Source organism: Streptomyces sp. NPDC002643 (genome assembly GCF_053592555.1).
Genome location: NZ_JBSFVY010000016.1, coordinates 63,613 through 89,804, shown reverse-complemented (window position 1 = coordinate 89,804; position 26,192 = coordinate 63,613). Strand labels below are relative to the sequence as shown.

The window sequence follows — 26,192 nt, the reverse complement described above, 5'->3', positions numbered from 1 at the left end:
CCACTCGGCGGTAGTGATCATAACTATCCAAACGCGCGCATCGATCGGCGCACGGCCGCACAAGGGGGCGCATGGCCAATATGGTCGGGGGATGACGACCGAGCCCGAGTCCTTTCCCCGTAGGCACGCGCGGACACAGCGTTTCACTCTCGGCGCGCCGCGCGCGTTCTGTGTCGCTCCCGACGGTTCACGCGTGGTGTTCCTCAGGTCCCCGTCCGGCACCGACCGGGCCAACAAGCTGTGGGTGCTGGACGTTCCGGACGGCGACGAGAGGGTCGCGGCCGACCCCGGCGCGCTGCTCGGCGGCTCCGCCGAGGAGTTGTCGCCCGAGGAGCGCGCACGCCGTGAGCGCAGCCGTGAGGGTGGCGCCGGAATCGTCGGCTACGCCACCGACAGCGCCGTGGAGTTGGCCTCTTTCGCCTTGTCAGGGCGGCTTTTCGTGGCCGAGCTGCGGGCCGGTACGGCACGTGAACTCGCCGTTCCCGGCCCGGTGATCGACCCTCGCCCCTCCCCCGACGGCCGGTACGTCGCGTACGTCGCCCAGGGCGCCCTGCGGGTGGTGGCGGCGGAGGGCGGTGACGACCGGGCGCTCACCGAGGAGGGCGTGGAGAACGTCACGCACGGGCTGGCGGAGTTCATCGCGGCCGAGGAGATGGGCCGTTCACGCGGTTTCTGGTGGTCGCCCGACTCGGACCGGTTGCTCGTGTCGCGTGTGGACGACACGCCGGTGCGCCGGTGGTGGATCTCGGACCCGGCACAGCCGGAAAGGGACCCGCAGCGGGTCGCGTATCCGGCGGCCGGGACGCCCAACGCCGAGGTCCGGCTGTTCGTGACCGACCTCTCCGGGAGCCGTACGGAGGTCGTGTGGGACCGCGTCCGCTACCCGTATCTGGCGCATGTGCACTGGTCAGCGGCGGGTGCGCCACTGATCCTGGTGCAGGCGCGGGACCAGCGCAGTCAGCTGTACCTGGCCGTGGACCCGGACACCGGGGCGACCCGGATGGTGCACGCCGACGAAGATCAACATTGGCTTGATCTTTTCCCTGGGGTCCCTTCCTGGACCCCTTCGGGGCAGCTCGTGCGTGTCGCGGACGAGGGCGGCGCGCGGGTGCTGGCGGTGGGCGAACGTCCGCTGACCGGGCCGCAGTTGCACGTCCGCGCGGTCCTGGACGTCTCGGACGACGACGTCCTGGTCTCGGCGTCCGCGGGCGAGGGGGCGGGCGAGCCCGAGATCGGCGAGGTGCACGTCTACCGCGTGAACGAGCTGGGCGTGGAGCGCGTCTCCCAGGAACCCGGTGTGCACTCGGCGGTACGGGCCGGGGGCGTGACGGTACTCGTCTCCGCCGTCCTGGGGAAGCCGGGGGCCCAGGCGCAGGTGCTGCGGGACGGCAAGACGGTGGCCATCGTGGCGTCTTATGCCGAAAATCCCGGTTTGACCCCGCGCGTTCGGTTTACACAGGGGGGCGCACACCGCGTACCGTGCGCCCTGCTTATGCCTACGGACTACGACGGCAGCACTCCCCTGCCGGTCCTCATGGACCCGTACGGCGGTCCGCACGGCCAGCGGGTGCTGGCCGCGCACAATCCTCACCTCACCTCGCAGTGGTTCGCCGACCAGGGTTTCGCGGTGATCGTCGCGGACGGTCGCGGCACTCCTGGGCGCTCGCCGGCCTGGGAGAAGGCGATCAAGGACGACATCGCGGCGGTCGTAATGCAGGACCAGGTCGACGCGCTCCAGGCGCTCGCCGCCGACTTCCCGCTCGACCTCACCAAGGTGGCCATCCGCGGCTGGTCCTTCGGCGGCTATCTCGCGGCCCTCGCCGCGCTGCGCCGCCCGGATGTCTTCCACGCGGCGGTCGTGGGCGCCCCGGTCACCGATCTGCGGCTGTACGACACCCACTACCAGGAGCGCTATATCGGGCACCCCGGGGAGCAGCCGGAGGTCTACCGCCGCAACTCGGTGATCGACGACACGGGCCTGGTCGACGCGGCGGAACCCCACCGCCCGATGCTGATCATCCATGGCCTCGCGGACGACAACGTGGTCGTCGCCCACTCCCTGCGCCTGTCCTCGGCCCTCCTCGCCGCCGGCCGCCCCCACGAGGTACTGCCGCTGTCCGGGGTGACCCATATGACCCCGCAGGAGGCGGTCGCGGAGAACCTGCTGCGACTCCAGCTGGACTTCCTCCGGCGGGCCCTCAAGCTGAGCTGAGCGGAAGCACTCCACGGAGCGCCGCAACCATCAATTGAGGAACCACGACGAAACATCAGCCGGCTCCGCGAAAGCGGCGCCGGTTTAGGCGCAAAGAACAGGCCGGGGCTACATGGCGAGCCCCGGCCTGTTTACGGCACCCGCACGGCCGTACGTCATTCAGATTCGCGCGTCCGTATATCGGAACGGGGTCGGTCAAGTTGCCTGTGTGTTAACGCGGTTGGTGGGCATTTGTACGGCTATCTGACCCCGTCGCCATGATCGTCCACCAGTTCCTCCGGCGGGACCACCCTCCCCGGCGCGGAGCGCCTGATGGATACGGCCTCCGCGAAATGGCAGGCCGAGTCATGGGCGGCCGGCCCGGTGGTGAGCCGGAACTCGGCGGGCACCGCCAGCAGCGGTACCTCCAGCGCGCATCGTTCCCGGGCCTTCCAGCAGCGGGTGCGGAAGCGGCAGCCGGACGGGATGTTCGTCGGCGAGGGCACGTCTCCGGCGAGGATGATCCGCTCCCGGTGCTCCCTGGCCTCCGGGTCGGGGACCGGCACGGCGGAGAGGAGCGCCTGGGTGTAGGGGTGCGTGGGATGGTCGTAGATCTCGGCGTCACGGCCGATCTCCACGATCCTGCCGAGGTACATCACGCCGACCCGGTCGGAGATGTGCCGCACGATCGACAGGTCGTGCGCGATGAACACGTACGACAGCCCGAACTCCCCCTGGAGCCGCTCCAGCAGGTTGATCACCTGGGCCTGTACGGAGACGTCGAGCGCGGAGACGGGCTCGTCGGCGACGATGACCTCGGGGCGCAGCGCCAATCCCCGGGCGATGCCGATGCGTTGGCGTTGGCCGCCGGAGAACTGGTGCGGGTAGCGGTTGATGTACTCGGGGTTGAGGCCGACCACGTCGAGGAGTTCCCGCACCCGGCGCCTGCGGTCGCCCTTGGGCGCGACCTCGGGGTGGATGTCGTACGGCTCCCCGATGATGTCGCCCACGGTCATGCGGGGGTTGAGGGAGGTGTACGGGTCCTGGAAGACCATCTGGATGTTGCGGCGGACCGATTTGAGGGCCTTGCCGGAGAGCCGGGTGATGTCCTCGCCCTTGTACATGATGGACCCGGCGGTCGGGCGCTCAAGATTGACCAGCATCTTGGCAACGGTTGACTTGCCGCAGCCGGACTCGCCGACGATGCCGAGGGTCTCTCCTTTGTTGAGTGTGAAGTCGACACCGTCAACAGCCTTGACGGCACCGATCTGCTTCTTGAACAGAATGCCCTGGGTCAAGGGGAAGTGCTTGACCAGTCCGCTGACTTCAAGGATCGGCTCAACCATGGACTCCGGCTTCTCAATCATTGACGAGACCATCAAGGCACACCCTTCTCGGCTCAACCATTGAGGCACTCCACCCAGTAGTGACAGGCGCTCAACCGGATGCCGTCGGCCGGCTCCACGTCGTACAGCGGCGGCACCTCGGTCCGGCACAGGTCGCGGGCCATGGGGCAGCGGGGGTTGAAGGCGCAGCCGGGCGGGATGCGCGTCAAGTTGGGCGGCAAACCCTTGATCGCGTACAGCTCCTGGCCCTTCTGATCAAGACGGGGGATGGAGTCGAGGAGTCCTCGTGTGTAGGGGTGGGCCGGTGCCTTGTAGATGTCGTGGACCGGGGCGGACTCGACGATGCGGCCGGCGTACATCACGGCGATTCGGTCGGCGACGTCCGCGACGACTCCGAGGTCGTGGGTGATGAGGACGAGACCCATGCCGAGTTCCCGTTGCAGCTCAGCGAGGAGTTCCATGACCTGGGCCTGGACGGTGACGTCCAGGGCGGTGGTCGGTTCGTCGGCGATGATCAGGGCCGGTTCCAGGGCCAGCGCCATGGCGATCATGATGCGTTGGCGCATTCCGCCGGAGAACTGGTGCGGATAGTCGCGTACGCGCTCCTTGGCGGCCGGGATGCGGACGCGGTCCATCAGTTCGACGGCCCTGGCGCGGGCGTCCTTCTTCGACATGCCCCGGTGGACGACGAACATCTCGCCGAGTTGATCGCCGACGCTCAACACGGGATTGAGGCTGGACAACGCGTCCTGGAAGATCATCGCCATCTCGGCGCCGCGGATCTTCCGCCGCTGCTCCTCCTTGAGCTTCAGCAGGTCCTGCCCCTTGAAGAGGATCTCACCGCCGGTGATCCGCCCCGGCGGTGTGTCGAGGATGCCCATGACGGCCTGCGCGGTGACCGACTTCCCGGACCCCGACTCCCCGAGCACGGCGAGCGTCTGCCCCTCGTCCACCCCGTAGTTGACCCCGTTGACCGCCTTGGCGACCCCGTCCCGCGTCCTGAACTCCACCCGCAGATCCCGCACTTCGAGCAACATGGCACCGACTCACCTCAACTTCGGATCAAGGGCGTCGCGGACCGCGTCGCCCAGCATGATGAACGCCAGGACCGTGATCGCCAGGGCGCCCGAGGGCCAGAGGAGGGCGTGGGGGGCGTTGCGGATGTAGGGGGAGGCGGCGGAGATGTCGATGCCCCAGGAGACGCTCGGGGGTTTCAGGCCCACGCCGAGGTAGGACAGGGTGGCCTCCAGGGCGATGTAGGTGCCGAGGGCGATGGTCGCGACCACGATCACGGGGGCGACGGCGTTCGGGGCGATGTGGCGGAGCAGCATGCGGGAGTTGGAGGCGCCGAGGGCCCGGGCGGCCTGGACGTAGTCGTTCTGCTGGGCGGTGATGACCGAGCCCCGGGCGATCCGGGAGATCTGCGGCCAGCCCAGCAGCACCATGAAGCCGATCACCGGCCAGATGGTGTTACTGGTGACCACGGACAGGAGGACGAGACCGCCCAGCACCACCGGGATGGCGAAGAAGATGTCGGTGACGCGGGAGAGGAAGGAGTCCCAGACCCCGCCGAAGAAGCCGGCGAGTCCGCCGAGCACCGAGCCGAGGATCGCGACCCCGAGCGTGGCGCAGACGCCCACGGCGATGGAGATCCGCGCCCCGTAGACGGTCCGGGTGTAGACGTCGCAGCCCTGGCCGTCGAACCCGAAGGGGTGGCCGGGCTCGGAGCCCTGCTGGGCCTTGGAGAGGTCGCACTTGAGGGGGTTGCCGGAGGCGATCGCCGACGGCCAGAGGGAGATGAGGACCAGGAAGAGGATGACGAGCCCCGAGATGATGAAGACGGGGTTGCGGCGCAGGTCGCGCCAGGCGTCGGACCAGAGGCCGCGCGCCTTCTCGGCGGGGCCGACACCGATGTCCGGGACGTCACCGGCGGCGGCCGAGGGGACGCCGGCGTCCAGGGCGGGGCCCAGCGGCTTCTCCAAGGTCTCCGCCTCCGTCGTGGCCAGGTCCATGGTGCCGTCCAGTCCTGTGGCGGCGATGGCGCCGTCCTCGGCCGCGCGCCCGCCGCCCGACACATGCGGCTCCTCGGGTGGGGGCTCAGGCATAGCGAATCCTCGGGTCGAGTACGGCGTAGAGAAGGTCGACGAGCAGGTTGGCGAGGAGGAAGACGAGGACCAGGACGGTCACGAAGCCGACGACGGTCTGGGTGTTCTGGCGGAGGATGCCCTGGTAGAGCTGGTAGCCGACGCCGTGGATGTTGAAGATCCGCTCGGTGACGATGGCGCCGCCCATGAGGGCGCCGATGTCGGTGCCGATGAAGGTGACGACGGGGATGAGCGAGTTGCGCAGGAGATGCTTGCGGATGACCCGGTGGCGCGGCAGGCCCTTGGCGACGGCGGTGCGGACGTAGTCGGCGCGGGTGTTCTCGGCGATGGACGTCCGGGTGAGCCGGGTGACGTAGGCGAGGGAGACGGAGGCGAGGACCAGTCCGGGGACGATCAGCTCGTCGAAGGTGGCGTCGGAGGAGACCGAGGGCCGAATCCAGCCCCACTCCACACCGAGCAGCAGTTGGAGCAGCAGACCGGTGACGAAGGTGGGGACGGAGATGACGACCAGGGTGACCAGCAGTACGCCCGTGTCGGTGGGACGTCCGCGCCGCAGTCCGGTGACGACACCCAGCGTGATGCCGATGACGATCTCGAAGAGGATGGCGACGATCGTCAGCCGGATGGTGACGGGGAAGGCGGTGCCCATCAGCTCGGTGACCTCCTGCCCGTTGAACGCGGTGCCGAAGTCGCCGGTGAACACATTGCCCATGTAGGTCAGGTATTGCTGCCAGACGGGCTTGTCGAGGCCGAACTCCTTCCTGAGCCGGCCGGCCGTGGCCGGGTCGCACTCCCGGTCGCCGCACAGGCCCGCGATGGGGTCGCCCATCACGTTCACCATCAGGAAGATCAGCAGGGTGGCTCCGACGAAGACCGGGATCATCTGGAGCAGGCGCCGGACGACGTACCGCCCCATCGGAGGTCAGCCGACCTTGATCTGGTCGTACACCGGCACGCTGAACGGGTTCAGCTTCACGTTCGACAGCCGCTCGGAGTAGCCGGCGCTGCCGTTCTGGTACCAGAGCGGGATAGCGGCCATGTTGTCCCGGACGACCTCCTCGGCCTGCTGGAACTTCTCCACCGCGTCGCCCGTGTCCTCCTCGGCGTTGGCCTCGTCGACGAGGTCGTCGAACTTCGTGTTGGACCATTTGCCGTCGTTGGAGGAGGCGTTGGTGTAGTAGAGCGGCTGGAGGAAGTTCTGGATGAGCGGGTAGTCCATCTGCCAGCCGGCGCGGAACGGGCCGGGCATCTTGCGGTCGGTGATCTGGTTGCGGAAGTCGGCGAAGGTGCCGACCGGGTTGCCGACGCACGCCTTGTCGTTGTCGAGGGCGTTGTTGATGGAGTTGCAGACGGCGTCGACCCACTGCTTGTGGGAGCCGGTGTCCGCGTTGTACGTGATCTTGACCTGGCCGCCGGGGAGGCCGCCGCCCTCGTCGATCAGCTTCTTCGCGGCCTCCGGGTCGTACTCGCAAGCGTCGCCGCACAGGCCCTCCTCGAAACCGCCGTCCTTGGCGAGCACGGGTGAAGTCCAGTCGGTGACGGGGGTGCGGGTCTTCTGGAAGATGGTCTCGGTGATCTGGTCGCGGTCGATCGCCCGGGACAGGCCCGTGCGGACCTTGTCCATGCCCTGTTTGTTCCAGTCCTCGTCGTAGTAGGGGAAGGCGAGGGTCTGGATGATGCCGGCGGGGGTGTTGATGTACCGGTCGCCGAGGTCCGCCTGGACGTTCTTGAGCTGGGAGGCGGGGACGTCGTCGACGAGGTCGAGGTTGCCGGCCATCAGGTCGGTGTAGGCGGTGTTGTTGTCGGTGTAGACCTTCAGGTCGACGCCGCCGTTCCGCGCCTTGTCCTCGCCGGCGTAGTCGTCCCATGTGCGCACACTGAGCTGGGAGCCCTTGATGTACGAGTCCACCATGTACGGGCCGTTACCGATGGGCTTGTTCAGCCAGGCGGCGTGGTCGGTGAAGAACACCTGCGGCAGCGGGGCGTAGGCGTTGTAGCCGAGGGTGTCGGGGAAGGTCGAGAACTTCTGGGTGAGCTTGACGGTGAAGGTGTTGTCGTCGACGACCTTCAGCCCGGAGAGCGTGTCGGCGGTCTGCTCGCTCCCGTCGTCGGGGTGGGTCTTGTCGTAGCCCTCGATGTACTCGAAGAAGTACGCGTTGCGCTGGTTGTTCTTGAGGCTCGCACCGTAGTTCCAGGCGTCCACGAAGGACTTGGCGGTGACCTTCTCGCCGTTGCTGAAGGTCCAGCCGTCCTTGATGGTGATGGTGAAGTTCCGCGAGTCGGTGGACTCGATGGATTCGGCGAGCATGTCCTCGGCCTCGCCGCTCTCCGGGTCGTACTGCTTCAGCCCCCGGAAGATCATCGAGAGCACCTTGCCGCCCTGCACCTCATTGGTGTTGGCGGGCTCCAGCGGGTTCTGCGGATCACCCCAGGAGGAGCTGAGCACGGCGCCGCTTTCGCCACCGCTGCTGCCACCGCTGTCGTCGTCCCCACCGCCACAGCCGGTCGCGACCAGCACGACCGCCGCCGCACCGGCGACCCATCGGGCATGCGTGGCTCCGCGCATGGTGTGCCTCCTCACGAGTGATCCGTTACCGGTCAATATCGGGGCATTCATCAGATAACGCACGCTCATGCGCCCGTATGGCGTCCGGCGAGCCCCACGTCGGCCGACAGGAGGAGCGCTCGGGCCGTCAGGAGGAGCGCTCGGGCCGGTAAGGGGAGGGTTCGGGCCGGTAAGAGCGGGGTGCGGGACGGACCTGGTCCAGGTCATGCCGGTGTCAAGCGTGGACAACCGAGCGGCCAGCACCGGGTCAAGCGGCAAAAGTCCAGCTCAAAGCCGCGAATACCCCATTGACCGAGGAACGGGGCGAGTTGAAGGGTCACGCCATGGGGACCTCGTCCACACCCTCGCCCTCCTCGTCGGCCATGCCCTTCGAGACGGTGGCCGACCCGGCTGCCGCACCCCCGGCACCCACCGCGCCGCCCCGGGGCACCGGCACCAGCTCGCCCGGCCGTATCGCCTGGCGGCGGTTCCGGCGCGACCGGGCCGGGGTGGTGTCGGCCGCCGTCGTACTGCTGTTCTTCGTCGTCGGCGTCGCCGCCCCGCTGATCGCCGAGGTGTACGGCAAGAACCCGTACACCACCTACGGCCAGAACCAGTCGGGTCTGCTGAACGACTTCGGGTTCCCCATCGCGCCCAACGGCGGCGTGAGCGGTGACTTCTGGTTCGGTGTCGAGCCGCAGCTCGGCCGGGACGTGTTCACCCTCCTCCTCTACGGCATCCGCAACTCGCTGCTGATCGCCACGGTGACGACCCTGCTGGTCGTGGCGCTCGGCATCGTCGTCGGGGTGACGGCGGGCTATCTCGGCGGCCGGATCGACAGCCTCGTGGGCCGGGTCGTCGACATCCTGCTGGCGTTCCCCTCCACGCTCTTCTTCATCGCCATGTGGCCGGTGATGCTCTCCGTGCTGGTCGAGCCGGACGAGAACACCCCGACGTGGCTGACGGTGGTGAGCCTGATCTCGGTGATGACCGCGTTCGGCTGGGCGCCCGTCGCCCGGCTGCTGCGCGGTGAGGTACTGGCCCTCAGGGAGCGGGAGTTCGTGGAGGCCGCCAAGGTGACCGGCGCCTCGGCGGCCCGGATCGTCTTCCGCGAGCTGCTGCCCAACCTGTGGACCCCGGTCCTCATCCAGGCGACCCTCGCGCTGCCGATGTACGTCACCACGGAGGCCGCCCTCGCCTTCCTCGGCGTCGGTCTCAGCGACCCGACCCCCGACTGGGGGGTGATGATCCAGCGCGGCGCGCAGGTCTACCAGAGCGACATCACCTACATGCTCTTCCCCGGCCTCTCCATGGTGATCTTCGTGATCGCCTTCAACCTCCTCGGCGACTCCGTCCGTGACGCCCTGGACCCGAAGACCAGACGCTGAGCGCCCTTTTCCCAGCGGACCCCTCCCTTCTCCCTGATTCAGGCAGGCTCCCATGTCGATCTCCCGCAGAAACCTCGTCATCGCCGGCTCGGTCGCGACGGCCGGCGGCTCCCTGCTTCTCAGCGCGTGCAGCAGCGGAGGCGGGGGCGGCACGGCGGGGGGCGGCGGTACGGCCGCCGGCTCGGCCGCGTACTCCAAGGTGTCCGTCGGCACGGCGGACGACTCCACGGGCCCGGCACCGGAGGTCAAGGGCGCCCGCACGGGCGGCACCATCCACGCGATCGGCCCCGACGACTTCTCCCACCTCGACCCCCAGCGCGTCTACTACGCCTGGAACTCCACGGTCGCGAACCTCTACGTCCGCTGCCTCACCGGCTACCGGATCGCGGCCGACGGCTCCATGAAGCTCGTCGGAGACCTCGCCACCGACCCCGGGACCATGGCGGACGCCGGCCGGACCTGGACGTTCACCCTCAAGGACGGGCTGAAGTGGGAGGACGGCACGGAGCTGACCGTCGAGGACGTACGCCACGGCATCGAGCGCGGCTTCGCGAGCTTCACCACCGAGGGCGCTACATACGTCCAGACCTGGCTGACGGGCTCCAACGACTTCCGCAAGCTCTACAAGGGCCCCTACGGCGGCAAGCACCTCGACTCGATCGTCACGGACACCGCGAAGAAGACCATCGCGTTCCATCTGAAGACGGCCCGCCCGGACTTCAACTGGGCGCTGGCGATGCACTCCTACGGGGCTGTGCCGGTCGTGCACGACAGCAAGGAGAAGTACGACAAGGACCCGGTGTCGTGCGGCCCGTACCGGATCAGGCAGCACTCGGTCGACAAGTCCCTGACCCTGGTGCGCAACACCCGCTGGGACCCGGACACGGACGCGATCCGCAACGCCTACCCCGACTCGGTGGTCTTCGAGTTCGGCCCCGAGGCGCTCCAGGCCACCGACCGGCTGATCGCCGACTCGGGCACCGACCAGTACGCGGTGATGGCGTACAGCGGCGTCCCCGCCGAACGCATCCAGAAGGTCATCGCCACACCGGAGTTGAAGGACCGCACGATCGACGGACTGTTGACGGGTCTGTACTACTACGCGATCAACTGTCGACGAATCAAGGATGTACGGGTACGTCAGGCCCTCAACTACGCCTGGCCGCTGGAGCAGATCCGGTCCATCTACGGCGGCCCGTCGGCCGGCGACTACGCGACGACCATCCTCAGCCCGGACATCGCGGGCCGGGTGAAGTTCGACGTCTACGGGAAGCTCACCGACCCCCGTGGTGACACGGCGAAGGCGAAGTCCCTGCTGAAGGAGGCGGGAAAGCTCGGCCAGAAGATCGTCTACACCTATCCGCAGGGCGCCGACGACGCGTACGACAAGACCAAGGTCGTCATCGTCAACGCCCTGAAGGAGGCGGGCTTCGACCCGGTGGTGAAGCCGGTGGAGTCGACGAGCTACTACGACCAGGTCGGCCGGATCGACAACGCCTTCGACGTGATGTGGTACGGCTGGTCGCCGGACTGGCCCGCCGCGTACACATTGATCCAGCCGCTCTTCGACGGCACGACGATCGCCGACAACGCGCCCAATGTCTCCCAACTCAATGTTGATTGGGTCAATGCGGCGATCAAGAAGGACGCCACCATCACGGACACCGGCAAGCAGGAGGCGGCCTGGGCGGCGCTCGACAAGCAGGTCATGAGCAAGGAGGCGCCGATCATCCCCGAGACGTACCAGCGCCGCTTCTATCTGTACGGCTCCAAGGTGGGCGGCGCCGAATTCGACCCCCTGTTCTCGGCGTTCACCCTCTACAAGCTGTACGTCAAGGCCTGAGGCGTAGGGACACCGGTGCGGCCATGCTCCGTTTCATCGCACGCCGAACGCTGAGCGCGCTGCTGATCCTCCTGATCATCAGCGCGATCACGTTCGTCCTCTTCTACGTCGCCCCGCGCGACCCCGCCCGCGCGGCCTGCGGCAAGCTGTGCACCCCGCAGACGCTCGCCCTGGTCCGGCACAACCTCGGCATCGACGATCCGCTGCCGGTGCAGTACTGGCACTGGCTGACGGGACTGTTCCTGGGCCGCGACTACACCGGGCTGGGCCACTGCCCGGCCCCCTGCCTCGGCTACTCCTTCACCAACCACGAACCGGTCCTGGGCCTGATCACGGACCGCTTCCCGACCACGCTGTCCCTCTCGGTCGGCAGCGCGGTCGTCTTCGTCGTCCTCGGCGTCGGCACGGGCATGGTCGCGGCGGTGACGCAGGGCAGGGCCCTGGACAAGATCGCGTCCTCCGCGTCCCTGGTCGGCTCGTCCCTCCAGATCTACATCGTCGGAGTGGTGGCGATGTACTACCTCTCCGACCAGTGGCATCTGCTCCCCCGCCCCTCGGACGCGGTGGGGCTGAGCCAGGCCCCCCTGACCTGGTTCAAGGGCCTGCTCCTGCCCTGGCTGGTCCTGGCCGTCATCTTCACCGCCAACTACACACGCATGACCCGCTCCCAGCTGGTCGAGACCCTCGCCGAGGACTACGTCCGCACGGCCCGCGCCAAGGGCATGTCCCGCCGCACGGTCTTCTTCCGCTACGCCTGGCGCGGCGCCATGGGCCCCATCGTCACCATCCTCGGCCTCGACCTGGGCTATCTGCTGGGCGGCGCGATCATCACGGAGGAGACCTTCGGCCTGCACGGCATCGGAGCCCTGTCCATCAAGGCCGTACGCGACAACGACCTGCCGCTGCTGCTGGGGGTGGTCCTGGTGGCGGCGACGGCGATCGTCATCGCGAACATCGTGGTGGACGCGGTGTACGCGGTGATCGACCCTCGGGTGCGGTTGCCCTAGGGCCTGTCGTTTGGATCACGCCTGGGCCGCGGGGTGTGGCACGCACTCCCCCACTGAGCGGGAGGTGCCCCCACCGCGGGAGGTACCCCCATCACCCCGCTCACCGGCAGCCACCCAGGCACCGCAGCCCGCAGCCCGAAGCCCGAAGCCGGCATGATCCAAACGACAGACCCTAGCGCGGCCGAGGCGGGGACAGCCGGTCGGTGTCGGCCCGTCTCAGCCCAACTCCCCCCGTTCCACGCAGAATTCATTGCCCTCGGGGTCGGCCATGAGGACCCAGCCGCCGCCGTCCGGGCGGGTGTGGTCGGCGACGACACGGGCGCCGAGCCCGAGCGCCCGCTCGACCTCCTCGGCACGCGTACGCCCCTGGGGCTTCAGATCGAAGTGCACCCGGTTCTTCACCGACTTGGCCTCCTGAACCCGCACGAACAGCAGCCGCGGCCCCCCGTCCGGGTCCGCGATCAACGCCTCCGGGTCACCGGGCTTGTCGTCGTCGGCCAGGGGGCGGCCGAGCAGTTCGCTCCAGAAGAGACCGACGTAGTACGGATCGCCGGTGCAGTCGATGGTGACGCTGTGGACGGTGGGGTGCATGACAAGACTCCGATCGATTACGGCGGCTAAGGCAATTACGGCTGTTACGGCTGTTACGGCTGTTACGGCTGTTACGGCTTCAAACGGCTCGGGTCGGCTCAGGGTTGGCCGCTCACTCTCGGCGGCCAGGTGAACGGCAGCCGAGCGCCGTCGACACAGCCCCGGACGCCTCCTCCAGGGACCCGAAACACGCATGTGCGCCCCGGAGTTCACCGGCCCCGTGCGTGGACGCCACCGCGTACACCGTGCACCCGGCGGCGAGCCCGGCCGCCACACCCGCCGGGGCGTCCTCGACCACCAGGCAGCGGCCCGGGTCGACCCCCAACCGGGCGGCGGCGGTCAGATACCCCTCGGGCGACGGCTTGCCCTCGCGCACGTCCTCGGCGCACACCCGCACCTCGGGCACCGGCAGCCCCGTACGAGCCAACCGAGCCGCGGTCGGCTCCGCGCGGCTGGACGTGACCACGGCCCACCGGCCCACCGGCAGCGCCCGCAACAACCCGGCGGCTCCGGGGAACGCCCGGAACCCCGGCTCCTCGGCCGCCATCAACCGGTCCAGTGCCCGGTGCTCCTCGACGGGGTCCCGCTCGGGCGCCACCGCCCTCAGGATGTCCGCCCGCCGCCGCCCCTGCGTGGCCACCCACACCGCCTCGGGGTCCAGCCCCCGCTCCCGCGCCCAGGCCCGCCACACCCGCCCGTGCGCGTCGGCGGTGTCGATCAGCACCCCGTCCACATCGAACAGCACAGCCGTGGCCAACGCCCCGTCACCCGCCACCCGTCGCCCCCGTCCCGGATCGCCGTCCCGGATCGCCGTCCCGCATCGTCGTCCCCGCAGCCGCCGGAAACGCTACAGGGCCCGCCGCGCGTCAGCGATGTCACTGTCGTACGGCAGACCCCGAGCGGAAACGAACGGGCAGCCCACGCGGAGACGAACGGTCACCCCTTGGTGGTCTTCGCCTCGGACCCGGCGGTCGCGCTGTCCTCCAGCGCCTTCAGCGCCGGGTCCAGCACGACGTCCTCGGCGCGCGCCTCGGTCGTCGGGTCCTCCGGGAAGTGGCAGGCCGTGAGGTGGCCGTCGCGGTTGCCGGAGAGCTGGAGCAGCGGCGGCTCCTCGGCGGCGCACTTGTCCTGCGCCTTCCAGCAGCGCGTACGGAAGCGGCAGCCGGACGGCGGTGCGATCGGCGAGGGCACGTCGCCGGAGAGCCGGATGCGTTCCCGGTTCTCGGCCTCGTCGTCGATCCCGACCTCGGGGACGGCCGAGAGCAGGGCGTGGGTGTAGGGGTGGCGGGGGCGGTTGTAGATCGAGTCACGGTCACCGACCTCCACCACCTTGCCGAGGTACATCACGGCCACGCGCTGCGAGAAGTGCCGGACGATGGCGAGGTCGTGCGCGATGAAGAGGAAGGCGATGCCCAGCTCCTCCTGGACCTTCTGGAGCAGGTTCACCACCTGGGCCTGGATCGACACGTCCAGCGCGGAGACCGGCTCGTCGGCGACGATCAGCTTCGGGTTCAGGGCGAGCGCGCGGGCCACACCGATGCGCTGACGCTGACCGCCGGAGAACTCGTGCGGGAAGCGGTTGTAGTGCTCGGGGTTGAGGCCGACCAGCTCCAGCAGCTCGCGGACCTTCTTCTCCCGGCCGCCCTCCGGCTCGATCCCGTTGACCTCCATCGGGGACTTGATGATCGTGCCGACTGTTTGCCGGGGGTTCAGCGAGGAGTACGGGTCCTGGAAGATCATCTGGATCTCGGACCGGATGGGCGCCAGCTGCCTGCGCGAGGCGTGGGTGATGTCCTTGCCCAGGTAGGTGATCTTGCCCGCGGTCGGCTCCAGCAGCCGGGTGATCAGCCGGCCCGTGGTCGACTTGCCGCAGCCCGACTCGCCCACCAGGCCGACGCTCTCGCCGACGCCGACGGTCAGATCGACGCCGTCGACCGCCTGTACGGCGCCGACCTTGCGTTTGATCGGGAAGCCGCCGTAGATGGGGAAGTGTTTGGTCAGGCCCTGGACTTCGAGGAGGGTTTCCTTCGAGGTGCCGGTGGAGCCCTGCTGTGCGGGGAGGGTGAGGTTGTCGCTCATGATCTCGGTTCTCCCTAGCGCAGCCGGGGCTGGATCTTGTCGATGAAGATGGTCTGCTTCTGCTCCGCCGTCAGATGGCAGGCGGCGGCCCGTCCCTCGGCCAGCGGCGGCCGGGTGTCGGTGCACAGCGTCCCGGTGACCTCGCCCGTGAACGCGCACCGCGGATGGAAGCGGCAGCCGGTGGGCGGGTTGAGCAGCGACGGCGGTGCGCCGGGGATCGGCGTCAGCATCTCGTGGATGTCACCGTCCAGGCGCGGCATCGAGCTGAGCAGGCCCCAGGTGTAGGGGTGCCGGGGGGCGTGCAGCACCTCCTTGACGCTGCCGCGCTCCACGGCCCGACCGGCGTACATCACCAGCAGGTCGTCGGCCATGTGGGAGATGACGCCGAGGTCGTGGGTGATGAAGATGATCGCGGAGCCGAACTCCTGCTGGAGGTCCTTGAGCAGGTCCAGGATCTGGGCCTGCACGGTCACGTCGAGAGCGGTCGTCGGCTCGTCGGCGATCAGCAGGTCGGGGTCGCACATCAGCGCCATGGCGATCATCGCGCGCTGGCGCATACCGCCGGAGAACTGGTGCGGGTAGTCGTCGAAGCGCACCTTGGGCTGGGGGATGCCGACCTTCTCCAGCATCTGGATCGCCCGGTCCTTGGCCTCCTTCCTGGAGGCGCCGCGGTGCTTCATGAACGGCTCGGACAGCTGCCGGCCCACCGTGTAGTACGGCGACAGGGCGGTCAGCGGGTCCTGGAAGATCATCGCCATCTTGTTGCCGCGGAGCTTCTCCAGCTCCTTCTCGGTGGCGGTGACCAGTTCCTTGCCGTCGAGGACGATCTCGCCGTCGACGGTGCTGGTCCGGGGGTTGTGCAGGCCCAGGATCGTCAGGTTGGTGACGGACTTGCCGGAGCCGGACTCGCCCACGATGCCCAGGGTCTTGCCGCGCTCGACGTCGAAGGAGAGCCCGTCGACGGCTTTGACGATGCCGTCCTCGGTGGAGAACTGCACCCGCAGGTCACGGACCGAGAGGAAGCTCTCGGGCCCGGTCGGGGCCGGGGCGTCCTCGGTCTTGGTCAGTGTGGTCACGGTGGTTCGTTCTTCCTAGGAGAGCCGGACGCGCGGGTCGATGTAGGCGTACGCGATGTCGGTGAGGATGTTCACGATGAGGATGAAGAAGGCACCGAACATCATGACGCCCATCGTCAGCGGGAGGTCCTTGGAGCCGGCGCCCTCCACGGCCAGGCGTCCGATGCCCTGGAGGGAGAAGGTGATCTCGGTGACGACGGCACCGCCGAGCATGGAGCTGATGTCGATGCCCAGGACGGTGACGATCGGGATCATCGAGCCGCGCCAGGCGTAGCGGAAGAAGACGTACTTCTTCGACATGCCCTTGGCGCGAGCGGTGCGGACGTGCTCCTCCGCGAGCTGCTCGATCATCGCGGCACGCGCCATACGCGTGTACTGCGCGGTGAAGATGGTGGCCATCACGACCACGGGGATCGACATCCCGATGAACCAGCCGGCCGGGTCCTCGGTGAGGGGAACGTACTTGGGGTCCTCCATCCAACCGGTGCTGTAGACGAGGATGACCAGCACGATCGGGCCGAGGAAGTAGATCTGGAAGGAGCTGAGCACCATGGACGCGCCCGTGGCGACCTTGTCGATCAGGGAACCGCGCCGGTAGGCGGCGAGCATGCCCGCGCCGACACCGATGAGGAGGAAGCAGATCGCGCCGCCCGCGGTCAGCGTGAGGGTGGTCGGGAACCGGTCGATGATCGTGTCCCAGACCATGTCGCCCGAGTGGAACGACTGGCCGAGGCACGGGGCCGCGCAGTGGCCGTCCGGGAAGTCACGGCCCGTCACGATGCCGGACATGAACTGCCAGAACTGGGTCGCGATGGGCAGGTTCAGGCCGAGCGCCTCGCGGATGTCCTCCAGTCTCGCCGCGGAGCAGTCCCTGCCACAGGCCAGAGAGGCGTAGTCGGACGGCGCGGCGACGAAGAGGAAGAACGTGGCGGCGCCGATGAGAAACAGGGTGACGACGGCGCCGGCCAAGCGCCGGATGATGAACTGAAGCATGGCGGGGAGGCTGCTCTCTACGGAGACGGTGGGAGGTTTCACGGAACCGCGGGAGTGCGCTCCGCCTGGTGCGCACCCCCGCGATCAGCCGTAGGACGTTACGACTTCAGGTACAGGCCGTTGACGTCGATGTAGCTCGACTCGGTGCTGTAGCGGGCACCGCCGATGTTCGAACCGTGCAGCTGGAACTGCTTGACGTACCACAGCGGAGCGGCCGGGTTGATCTTCTCCAGGATGTAGTGGTGCGCTTCCTTCCAGGTCGCCTCGGCCTCGGTCGGCTCCTGGGTCAGGGCCTTCTTGATCAGCTCCTGGACCTTCGGGTCGTTGACGTGCGAGTAGTTCGGCGAACCGTCGGCGATCTGGTCACCGTCGTAGACGGGCGTGACGACCGTAGCGGCGGACGGCCAGTCCTGGCCCCAGCCGCTGATGTAGATGTCGTACGGGTTGTCGAGCTTGCCGATCTGCTCGTAGTAGCTCGCCGAGTCGACCTCCTTGGAGACGACATCGATGCCGACCTTGGTCAGCGCGTCCTCGATGGCGACCTTGCGCTTCTGGCCCGCCTCGTTGTTGTTGTAGGCGAAGACGAGCTTCTTCTCGGCGGCCGGAACGTCCTTCAGGAGTTCCTCGGCCTTCTCGATGTTGCCCTGAGGCGTCGCGAGGCGGCCGTACGGGTCGTAGGAGTCCTCGTAGCCCGGCAGGGTCGGGGCGAAGAGGTTCTGGGCGACGTCACCGCCGTAGACACCGCCCTCACCGGCGATGAGCGACTTGGAGTTCACCGCGTAGGTGATCGCGTCGCGGACCTTCTTGTTCTTGACCCGGTCCAGGTTGAAGTTGAGCACCTGGACGTAGGGGGCGTAGCCCTTGACCGTGCGCTTGTTGACGGCCGGGTCGGTGACGACGTCCTGGATCTGCGTGGACTCCACGGTGCCGGTGAGCTGGATGGCGTTCTTGGAGGCACCCTGGTCGGCGATCAGACGCTTGGTCTGGGTGGACTCGGTGACACCGAAGTCCATGTTCCAGCCGTCCACGTACTGGTGGCGCACGGAGTCTGTCTTCGGGTCCCACTGGTCGTTCTTGACGAGCTTGAGGGACTTGCCGACCTTGTACTCGGCGATCTTGTACGGGCCGGTGGAGACCGGGGCCTTGTCGTACTTCTCCTTCGTGTCGGTCTTCTCCGGAACGATGGTGTAGCCCGGCATGGCCAGCGTCTGCGGGAGGTCCGGACGCGACTGGTCGAAGTGGAAGACGATGGTCTTGTCGTCCGGGGTGTCCAGGACGGTGTCCGGCAGGTGCTTGTCGCCGTAGCCGCCGTCCGGCAGGGCGTCGCGGTAGTCCGGACCGCTCAGCCAGGTCTGCAGATAGGTGGGGCCGTCGAAGATGAACTTGGCGTACTGGCGCTCGATGGTGTGGCGGACGTCGGCCGAGGTGATCTCGTTGCCGTTCTGGTCCTTGATGCCGTCCTTGAGCGTGAACGTCCAGGTCTTGCCGTCGTCGGAGGAGGTGCCCGAGTCGGTCGCGAGGTCACCGACGACCGCGACGCCGCCCTTGCCGTCCTCCTTGAAGTTCGTCAGCCCGCGGAAGAGCAGGTTGGCGACCTGGCCGGCGTCGGAGACGTAGATCTGCCCGGGGTCCAGGTGCGAGAGACCCGCCTCCTGGTAGACCTCGACGGTGCCGCCGCTCTTTGCGCCGGCCACCTCCTCGGCCGGGCCGGTGGAGGCAGCGGCGTCGGCGTAGGTGACGGGCTTGGCCTGGGCCGCCGCACCCTTCTGGTCTTCCGCGGCGTTCTTCTTCGAGTCGGTGCCCTTGTTCTCCGAGCAGCCGGTCAGCGCGAGTGAGCCGGCCGCGAGGGCGACGACTATGGCGCGCGCTCTGCGCGAGGTGAGCGACTTCATGACGGTGTATGCACCTACCTGTCGGTTGTTATCCATGAGTACTGCCTGACGCGGCTGGTAGGCCGACGCGGGGGCGGCAGTCACCCCCCACCAATGGACGATTCAGCGCCCGGACTTGGGGTCGAAGGCATCCCGTACGGAGTCTCCGAGAAGGTTGAAGCAGAGGATGAAGAACACCAGCGCCAGGCCCGGGAAGAACATGAACGCCGGGTCCTGCTCGGCGTACTTGGCGCCGGCCGCGAACAGCCGTCCCCAGTCCGGGGTGGGCTCGACGAAGCCGACACCCGCGAAGGAGAGGAACGCGATGGTGAGGATCGTGCTGGGCAGCTGATACGTGAACTGCACCAGGATCGGGGAGACGACGTTGGGCAGGATCTCCTTGCGGACGATCCGCCAGGGCGAGGCGCCGGAGACCTTCGCCGCCTCCACGAACTCCCGCTCCCGCAGGGACAGCACCGTGGAACGGACCAGACGGGCCATACCCATCCAGCCCAGCAGCCACAGCACGATCAGGATCGCGAGCGCCCGGAAGTACGTGGGCGTCTCCTCCCTCGGGTCCACGAAGAACGCGGTCACCACGGGCATGAAGGCGATGAAGAACAACTGCTGCGGAAAGGACAGGAAGAAGTCGGTGACGCGCCCGATCCAGTAGTCGGTCCTGCCACCGAAGTAGCCGCCGATCAGACCGATGATGACGCCGGTGACCATCAGCAGCACGGTCACGCCCAGCGCCATGAACAGCGAGGTGCGCATGCCGTACACCAGCATGGCGAACAGATCCCGCCCGTACTGCGGCTCCACCCCGAACCAGTGGGTCCCCGAGACACCGCCGAAGTAGCCGAGCGGCAGACCGAAGTCGTCCAGCACGGGGGTGTCCGCGTAGGTGGGGTCCTGGCCGTACAGGGTGTAGGGGTTGGTCCCGCTGATGGCGGTGAGCAGCGGGGCGCACAGCGCGATGACGAAGTAGAAAATCACTACCCCGGCGCAGAACATGCCAGTACGGTCTCGCCTGAAGCGCTGCCACATCAGCTGGCCGGGGGAGCGACCTTCAAGCGTCTTCGGCTTGTCGGCCTCGGTGGTCTCAGCCAGTTCGGGCTCCAAGGCGACCGTGGGTCCCGAGCCCTCGGCCTTGGTTGGACTGGTCATGTGTGTTCTGCCCCCGGGGGGTTGGAGAGTTGAGCGCAGCACAGATACCGGCGGGTTCTGTGGTTTGGGGGAACTTTCGCCAAGGCGGTCAACGCGCGTCAAGGGCGGAAGGCATAGGGATCTCCCTACCGTCCATATTTTGAGCAAAAATTGCAAAGATTGACACCTAAGCGCGCTTGACAGCCGAGACCAAGACTTCGCGAAACGGACATTTAAGCTGGGATTTTTGTTTACATGTCCGAAACTTGATCGCCGGGTCACCGATATCCGAACAGCGTCGCACAGCTCACGGACAGTCAATCGAACGGTCCGGGACGCAAGTCCAGCCTCCTCCGCGAGGCCTTCACGCCCTCCCCGAAACCACCAGCATCCCCATCGAACCTCCCGCGTATGCGGGCACGACGAAAGCCCGGCCCTCCACAAGCGGAGAACCGGGTCCGCACAGACAGTCGGTGGCGGGGTGTCAGCCGTGCTTGGCGCGGCTCGCCGCACGCGCCCGCTCGCGTGCGTCCAGGTTGACCTTGCGGATGCGTACGGCCTCGGGGGTGACCTCGACGCACTCGTCGTCGCGGCAGAACTCCAGGGACTGCTCCAGCGACAGCTTGCGCGGCGGGACGATGGACTCGGAGACGTCGGCGGCCGAGGACCGCATGTTCGTCAGCTTCTTCTCCTTGGTGATGTTGACGTCCATGTCGTCGGCGCGGGAGTTCTCACCGACGATCATGCCCTCGTACACCTCGGTACCGGGCTCCACGAACAGCACACCGCGCTCCTGGAGGTTCGTCATCGCGAACGCGGTGACGGCACCGGAGCGGTCGGCGACCAGCGAGCCGTTGTTACGGGTCTGGAGCGCGCCGAACCAGGGCTCGTGGCCCTCGTGGATGGAGTGTCCGATACCCGTACCGCGAGTCTGCGTCAGGAACTCGGTGCGGAAGCCGATGAGACCGCGCGAGGGCACCACGAACTCCATGCGCACCCAACCCGAGCCGTGGTTGGACATGTTGTCCATACGGCCCTTGCGGACGCCCATCAACTGCGTGACGGCGCCCATGTGTTCCTCGGGCACGTCGATCGTCATGCGCTCGACCGGCTCATGGACCTTGCCGTCGATCTCCTTGGTGACGACCTGCGGCTTGCCGATGGTCAGCTCGAAGCCCTCGCGGCGCATCTGCTCCACCAGGATGGCCAGCGCCAGCTCACCACGCCCCTGCACCTCCCAGGCGTCGGGCCGCTCGGTGTTGTCCAGCACCCGGAGGCTGACGTTACCGATCAGCTCACGGTCGAGGCGGTCCTTGACCTGGCGGGCGGTGACCTTGCGGTCCTTGACGGCCGCCTTGTTGTCGGCGCCCTTGCCGGTGCCGCCGCGGCCGACCAGCGGGGAGGTGTTCGTACCGATGACCATGGAGATCGCCGGCTCGTCGACCGTGATCAGCGGCAGCGCGAGCGGGTTCTCGGGGTCGGCCAGCGTCTCGCCGATCATGATGTCCGGGATACCGGCGACCGCGCAGATGTCACCGGGGCCGGCCTTCTCGGCGGGCTTGCGGGTGAGCGCCTCGGTCATCATCAGCTCGGAGATACGGACGTTGGTGACCGAGCCGTCGCGCTTCATCCACGCGACCGTCTGGCCCTTCTTCAGCTCGCCCTGGTGCACGCGCAGCAGCGCGATACGGCCGAGGAAGTTGTCGGCGTCCAGGTTGGTGACGTGCGCCTGGAGCGGGGCCTCGTCGTCGTACGTCGGGGCCGGGATGTGCGCCAGGATCGTGGAGAAGAACGGCTCCAGGCTGGTGGAGTCGGTCGGGACCGTGCCGTTGTCGGGCTTGGTCAGCGAGGCGACGCCGTCACGGCCACACGCGTAGACGATCGGGAACTCGATCTGGTCCTCGTCGGCGTCGAGGTCCAGGAAGAGGTCGTAGGTCTCGTTGACGACCTCGTCGATACGGGCGTCGGGCCGGTCCGTCTTGTTGATGCACAGGATGATCGGCAGCCGGGCCTGGAGCGCCTTGCGCAGCACGAACCGGGTCTGCGGCAGCGGGCCCTCGGAGGCGTCGACGAGCAGCACGACACCGTCCACCATCGACAGACCGCGCTCGACCTCACCGCCGAAGTCGGCGTGGCCGGGGGTGTCGATGATGTTGATGGTGATCGGGTCCCCGCCGTCCTTGGGGTGGTACTTCACCGCCGTGTTCTTGGCGAGGATCGTGATGCCCTTCTCACGCTCCAGGTCGTTCGAGTCCATCATGCGGTCGTCGACCGAGTCGAGCTGGTGGGCGGCGAAGGCACCGGCCTGCTTCAGCATGCCGTCGACGATGGTCGTCTTGCCGTGGTCGACGTGAGCAACGATGGCTACGTTACGGATGTCGTGACGCGTTGCAGTCACAGCCATGGTGTGGCGTTCTCCCGGAGTGTGTGGACGGCCCCTGCTGCGTACATCTGTGTTACGCGGGCCCTGCCGGGCTGCACACGCCACGGCCTCACCCCATCGTACGGTGCCGCTGCCGCTGGGCTTGGCCGGGAGGTGGGCGGGGGTGGGATTGTGAGGTACTCGGCAGGGAGTGGGCCTGTGTGCGGGGTGCCTGCGCGGCGGCGGATACAGCGGGTCGTGGGGGCGCGGTCTCATCTGCCGGGTTTCTGTGCGTTGGAGGGTGCGGGCAGTGGTGGGCTGGTCGCGCAGTTCCCCGCGCCCCCTGAAAAGCAGGGGCTGCGCCCCGCTTTTCATCGGCCCGAAGGGCCGTATCGCAGGGCCGCAGGCCCGTGCTTTCAGGGGCGCGGGGCTGTGACATCAGCGGCTTCGCCGCGGGGCGCGAGCGACCACACACCACCCGCACCCGCCAACGAACCCCACCTCCCCCGAGCTGTAAGGCACCCAAGGAGGTCGAAGGGGCGCAGCCCCTGGGGAAGGGACGGGTAGGGGCGGCGGGGGCGAGGGAAAGGTCAGCTGGGGCGAGGGGTGGTCGCGGAGGTCCTGTCGGCCTTGTTCAGGAAGCCCATGTCCTCGTACACCGGGGTCTCGAAGCCGAAGGCGCCCACGTTGGCGAGGTTCGTGCGCGTGGCGATGAGCTGGGGGCGCTGGTAGAGGGGGATGGAACCGGCGGCGGCCCAGATGCGGGCGTCCGCCTTGCGGATCAGTGAGCGCGTCTCGGACTCGTCGAGTGTGGAGACCGCCTGGTCGAAGAGCTGATCCACCTGGTCGGTACCCACCCGGGTGTAGTTCTGCTCGACGCTCAGCGAACCGTCCGCCGCCGGCACGGGCTTGGCGTAGATCGGCCGGGCGTCCGTCGCCGGGTACGCGGAGGTGGGCCACGAGTACAGCGCCAGGTCGTACTGCCCGTTCGCGATGTGGTCCTTGAAGTAGCTCTCACCGGCGACCTTGGAGATCTCCGTACGGATACCGACCCGCCCCAGCATCGTCGCGATCCGCTTCCCCACGGCCCGCAGCGACTCCGTCCCCGGACCGGACGGCAGCACGAAGCGGAGCGTCAGCGGCTTGCCGTTCTTGGCCAGCGGCCCCCGTGCCGGGTCGCCGGGCGCCCGCGTCCCCTTCGGCGCGTACGCCCCCGAGGCGTCCCCGGCCCCGTCCGTCTCCCGCTGCCCGTCCCGCCCGAGACGCTCGTCCCCGGCGTCGCCGTCACCGCCCTCCCGGTCGCCGTCGTACGGCTTGTCGTCGTGCCTGGCGACAGACGCGCCGTCGTTCCCGGGGTCCCAGGCGGCACCGGACGACTCGGCGGCCCCCTCTCCACGCCCCTCGCCCTTCTCGCCCTTCTTCCCCTCCGGCCCGGCGGCCTTCTTCCCCGCCGCCTTCTCCTCGTTCTCCGCGATCGGCCCGCCCCGCTCCCACCCGGCGTCGGCGAGCAGGGCCCGCGCCTCCTCGGTGTCCTGGCCGCCGAGCGCCCCGCTGTTGTCGGCGTACGCGGCCTGGCCGGCGAGGGCGAGGTGGCTGCCGACGGGTTCGGCGGGCAGCCCCAGGGGCTTCAGGACGAGCGCGGCGAGCGCCTCGCGGTCGAGGGCGCGGGCCACGGCCCGGCGTACGCGTTCGTCGGCGAGGGGGCCGTCGGAGCCGTTGAGGGCGAGCTGGGTGAAGGCGGGTTCCAGGGACCGGCGGACGGTGAAGCGGCGCAGCGCGGACTGCTGGGCCGCGAGGCGGGCGCTCGCCTCGCGGCGCTCCTTCCGCGCGCTCTTCTCGTCCTCGGCCGCCTCCTCGTCCGAACCGTGCGCGATCGCCCAGGAACGCAGGGCGTCGGCCGCGCCGAGCTGCCCGCCCACACCCCGCGCGAGGGGCCCGTGCGCCCCGGCTCCCACTCCCCCGCCGTCACCGACCTCGACCCCGGCCGCCGCGTCGGCCCCCGTCCCCGACTCGACCCCGCCACCGGCCCTAGCACTCGCGCTGGCACCTGCACTGGCGGTGCCCCCGGCCCCGGCCTGCCCCTGTCCCCCGCCCGCCCGTGTGATCCGGGCGGCCTGCACCGCGTCGACCTCGGCGATGTCGACCTCGCCGTCGGCGAGCGCCTTGGTCCGCTTGTCGCGCGGCACGGCCTTCAGCACCAGCTCGGAGAGCTTCGCGGGGCGGCCCCACCAGCGGGCGTTACGGGTGAGGGTGACCTCTCCGTCCTCGCGGTCGACCTCCTTGAGCGCGAACGGCCCGGCGGTGACCTTGAGCTTCTTGCGGGCGCCGTCGTTGAAGGAGTCGGGGGTGCCCATCACCTGCTTGGGGTAGAGCGGCGAGAACAGCGACTTCCAGTCGGCGTAGCGGCGGGCGAAGGTGACCCGGACCTCCATGTCGTCGGCGCCGCGTTCGATCTTCTCGATGCGCTCGTACCCGGCGTTCCGCGCGGTCCAGTACGCGGAGTCCTTGCCGGACAGGGCCCGCCACTGGGCGGCGAAGTCGGCGGCGCCGATCTCCCGGCCGTCGCTCCAGACGGCCTCCGGGTGGAGCTTGTAGACCACGACCTGCTTGGGCTCGCGCTCGACGACCTTCGCGGATTCCAGGTAGTCGGTGTTCCTCTCGGGCCGCCCACTGGCGTCGAGGCGGTACATCGACGGCAGTACGGCACCGGCGATCCGTGTGGTGGCGGCGTCGGCGTCGGCCTGGAAGGTGTTCAGGGTCTCCGGGACGGCGTCCACCGCCCAGCGCAGGCTGCCGCCGTCCTTGACGCGGTCACGGTCGGCCGGGGCGATGTCCTGGTCGGCCATCGGCCTGCCCGCCGGGTCGTTCTCGCTGCATGCGCCGAGCAGGGGCACCGCGAGCGCGCCCGCGGTGAGGAAGGCGACCGAGCGCATGACCGCGCGCAGGCCGATGCCGTCGTGGGACATCTCTGCTACCTCCGATGGGCCGCCCCGCCAGTGAACGGTCACCTCGGGTGGGCCGCACCGCCGGCGAACGGGGTTTATGATCACTTTTGGGTGCATATGGAGCTGATCAGATCTACGGCCACACACTGAAGAGGAAGGGAGGGACCGACCGGCGGCGACACGCGGCGGGGAACGAAAAGCCACCCGTGCGGCGCAACGCACCGAACCCCGGCGCACACCGAGCGCGTTTGGGCGTGCAGGGGAGGCCCGCAATCCGCCAATCCATGCACATCCCTTCACAGCGCAACGTGTGACGCGCAACACTCGCAGGCGCATGAACGTTGCCGCCTCGGCCTCCACGACCCGCGGAAGTGAGGGCAAGTCATGTCCGTGCAAGACGAATTGACATCGGTCCAGCGGTGCCTCGACGACCTGTACCGGTCGGTGGGACGCCTGGAACAGCAGATCGGCGGCGGCGGACTCGACATGCGCCGAGTCCGCGTAGACGCCGACCATCTGCGCGAGAGCGTGGCGCTGCTGCGCGAGACCGCCCCCGGCGGCCCCTCCCCAAAGCGCCCCGACCTCGTCGCCATCCCCGACACCCCGTACGACGACTCCCTGTGGACGGACACGGACGACGAGGGCCTCGGCGCCCGCGACCGCCGCGCGCCCTGAGTCCGCCCCAGGACAAGACCGCGACCACG

General features: G+C 68.5%; 19 protein-coding genes. 5 read left to right on the top strand and 14 right to left on the bottom strand.

Annotation, left to right across the window (positions count from 1 at the left end):
• The first annotated feature begins 91 nt into the window (after nucleotides 1–91).
• Nucleotides 92–2,212, top strand: coding sequence for a prolyl oligopeptidase family serine peptidase (locus ACWD4G_RS24580; RefSeq protein WP_451296814.1), 2,121 nt, complete (start codon nucleotides 92–94; stop codon nucleotides 2,210–2,212).
• Nucleotides 2,213–2,451: 239 nt separating this feature from the next.
• Here ACWD4G_RS24580 and ACWD4G_RS24575 read toward each other — a convergent pair whose 3' ends face one another.
• From ACWD4G_RS24575 to ACWD4G_RS24555, 5 genes are read right to left on the bottom strand one after another with little or no spacing between them, the layout of a single operon-like run.
• Entirely contained in the window at nucleotides 2,452–3,537 is a 1,086-nt protein-coding gene (locus tag ACWD4G_RS24575) for an ABC transporter ATP-binding protein (protein ID WP_451297051.1), read from the bottom strand.
• Between the two features lie 53 nt (nucleotides 3,538–3,590).
• Nucleotides 3,591–4,574, bottom strand: coding sequence for an ABC transporter ATP-binding protein (locus ACWD4G_RS24570; RefSeq protein ID WP_451296812.1), 984 nt, complete (start codon nucleotides 4,572–4,574; stop codon nucleotides 3,591–3,593).
• Between the two features lie 9 nt (nucleotides 4,575–4,583).
• Entirely contained in the window at nucleotides 4,584–5,642 is a 1,059-nt protein-coding gene (locus tag ACWD4G_RS24565) for an ABC transporter permease (protein WP_451296810.1), read from the bottom strand.
• On the bottom strand, nucleotides 5,635–6,558 hold the full coding sequence (locus ACWD4G_RS24560; RefSeq protein WP_451296808.1) for an ABC transporter permease: 924 nt from the start codon (nucleotides 6,556–6,558) through the stop codon (nucleotides 5,635–5,637). The genes ACWD4G_RS24565 and ACWD4G_RS24560 overlap by 8 nt, the downstream gene beginning before the upstream one ends.
• A 6-nt stretch (nucleotides 6,559–6,564) precedes the next feature.
• Nucleotides 6,565–8,208 carry a peptide ABC transporter substrate-binding protein gene (locus ACWD4G_RS24555; protein ID WP_451296806.1) on the bottom strand — a complete coding sequence of 548 codons (1,644 nt, stop codon included), beginning with the start codon at nucleotides 8,206–8,208 and terminating at the stop codon, nucleotides 6,565–6,567.
• A gap of 323 nt (nucleotides 8,209–8,531) precedes the next feature.
• Between ACWD4G_RS24555 and ACWD4G_RS24550 the strand changes: the two genes are divergently transcribed.
• Genes ACWD4G_RS24550 through ACWD4G_RS24540 form a run of 3 tightly spaced genes read left to right on the top strand, consistent with a single transcriptional unit; the run spans nucleotide 8,532 to nucleotide 12,425 of the window.
• Nucleotides 8,532–9,575 carry an ABC transporter permease gene (locus tag ACWD4G_RS24550; protein WP_451296804.1) on the top strand — a complete coding sequence of 348 codons (1,044 nt, stop codon included), beginning with the start codon at nucleotides 8,532–8,534 and terminating at the stop codon, nucleotides 9,573–9,575.
• Nucleotides 9,576–9,627: 52 nt separating this feature from the next.
• Nucleotides 9,628–11,418: an ABC transporter substrate-binding protein gene (locus tag ACWD4G_RS24545; protein WP_451296802.1), complete on the top strand. Its 1,791-nt coding sequence runs from the start codon at nucleotides 9,628–9,630 to the stop codon at nucleotides 11,416–11,418.
• Nucleotides 11,419–11,441: 23 nt separating this feature from the next.
• Nucleotides 11,442–12,425 (top strand): ABC transporter permease, encoded by a 984-nt coding sequence (locus ACWD4G_RS24540; RefSeq protein ID WP_451296800.1) that lies wholly within the window; start codon nucleotides 11,442–11,444, stop codon nucleotides 12,423–12,425.
• A gap of 216 nt (nucleotides 12,426–12,641) precedes the next feature.
• Here ACWD4G_RS24540 and ACWD4G_RS24535 read toward each other — a convergent pair whose 3' ends face one another.
• The 9 genes from ACWD4G_RS24535 to ACWD4G_RS24495 form a co-directional block, all read right to left on the bottom strand.
• Nucleotides 12,642–13,016 (bottom strand): VOC family protein, encoded by a 375-nt coding sequence (locus ACWD4G_RS24535; RefSeq protein ID WP_451296798.1) that lies wholly within the window; start codon nucleotides 13,014–13,016, stop codon nucleotides 12,642–12,644.
• A gap of 112 nt (nucleotides 13,017–13,128) precedes the next feature.
• Entirely contained in the window at nucleotides 13,129–13,773 is a 645-nt protein-coding gene (locus tag ACWD4G_RS24530) for an HAD-IA family hydrolase (protein ID WP_451296796.1), read from the bottom strand.
• A gap of 179 nt (nucleotides 13,774–13,952) precedes the next feature.
• Nucleotides 13,953–15,095, bottom strand: coding sequence for an ABC transporter ATP-binding protein (locus ACWD4G_RS24525; RefSeq protein WP_451296794.1), 1,143 nt, complete (start codon nucleotides 15,093–15,095; stop codon nucleotides 13,953–13,955).
• Between the two features lie 14 nt (nucleotides 15,096–15,109).
• Nucleotides 15,110–16,171, bottom strand: a complete 1,062-nt coding sequence (locus ACWD4G_RS24520) for an ABC transporter ATP-binding protein (protein WP_451296792.1) — start codon at nucleotides 16,169–16,171, stop codon at nucleotides 15,110–15,112.
• Nucleotides 16,172–16,186: 15 nt separating this feature from the next.
• Nucleotides 16,187–17,164 carry an ABC transporter permease gene (locus ACWD4G_RS24515; RefSeq protein ID WP_451296790.1) on the bottom strand — a complete coding sequence of 326 codons (978 nt, stop codon included), beginning with the start codon at nucleotides 17,162–17,164 and terminating at the stop codon, nucleotides 16,187–16,189.
• Between the two features lie 98 nt (nucleotides 17,165–17,262).
• Nucleotides 17,263–19,056 carry an ABC transporter substrate-binding protein gene (locus ACWD4G_RS24510; RefSeq protein ID WP_451296788.1) on the bottom strand — a complete coding sequence of 598 codons (1,794 nt, stop codon included), beginning with the start codon at nucleotides 19,054–19,056 and terminating at the stop codon, nucleotides 17,263–17,265.
• A 102-nt stretch (nucleotides 19,057–19,158) separates the two neighbouring features.
• Nucleotides 19,159–20,202 carry an ABC transporter permease gene (locus ACWD4G_RS24505; protein WP_451296786.1) on the bottom strand — a complete coding sequence of 348 codons (1,044 nt, stop codon included), beginning with the start codon at nucleotides 20,200–20,202 and terminating at the stop codon, nucleotides 19,159–19,161.
• Nucleotides 20,203–20,665: 463 nt separating this feature from the next.
• Nucleotides 20,666–22,585: a translational GTPase TypA gene (gene typA / locus ACWD4G_RS24500; protein WP_451296784.1), complete on the bottom strand. Its 1,920-nt coding sequence runs from the start codon at nucleotides 22,583–22,585 to the stop codon at nucleotides 20,666–20,668.
• 548 nt (nucleotides 22,586–23,133) lie between these two features.
• On the bottom strand, nucleotides 23,134–25,509 hold the full coding sequence (locus tag ACWD4G_RS24495; RefSeq protein WP_451296782.1) for an ABC transporter family substrate-binding protein: 2,376 nt from the start codon (nucleotides 25,507–25,509) through the stop codon (nucleotides 23,134–23,136).
• Between the two features lie 363 nt (nucleotides 25,510–25,872).
• Here ACWD4G_RS24495 and ACWD4G_RS24490 point away from each other — a divergent pair, with 363 nt between their 5' ends.
• Nucleotides 25,873–26,163, top strand: coding sequence for a hypothetical protein (locus tag ACWD4G_RS24490; RefSeq protein ID WP_451296781.1), 291 nt, complete (start codon nucleotides 25,873–25,875; stop codon nucleotides 26,161–26,163).
• The last annotated feature ends 29 nt before the right edge of the window (nucleotides 26,164–26,192 follow it).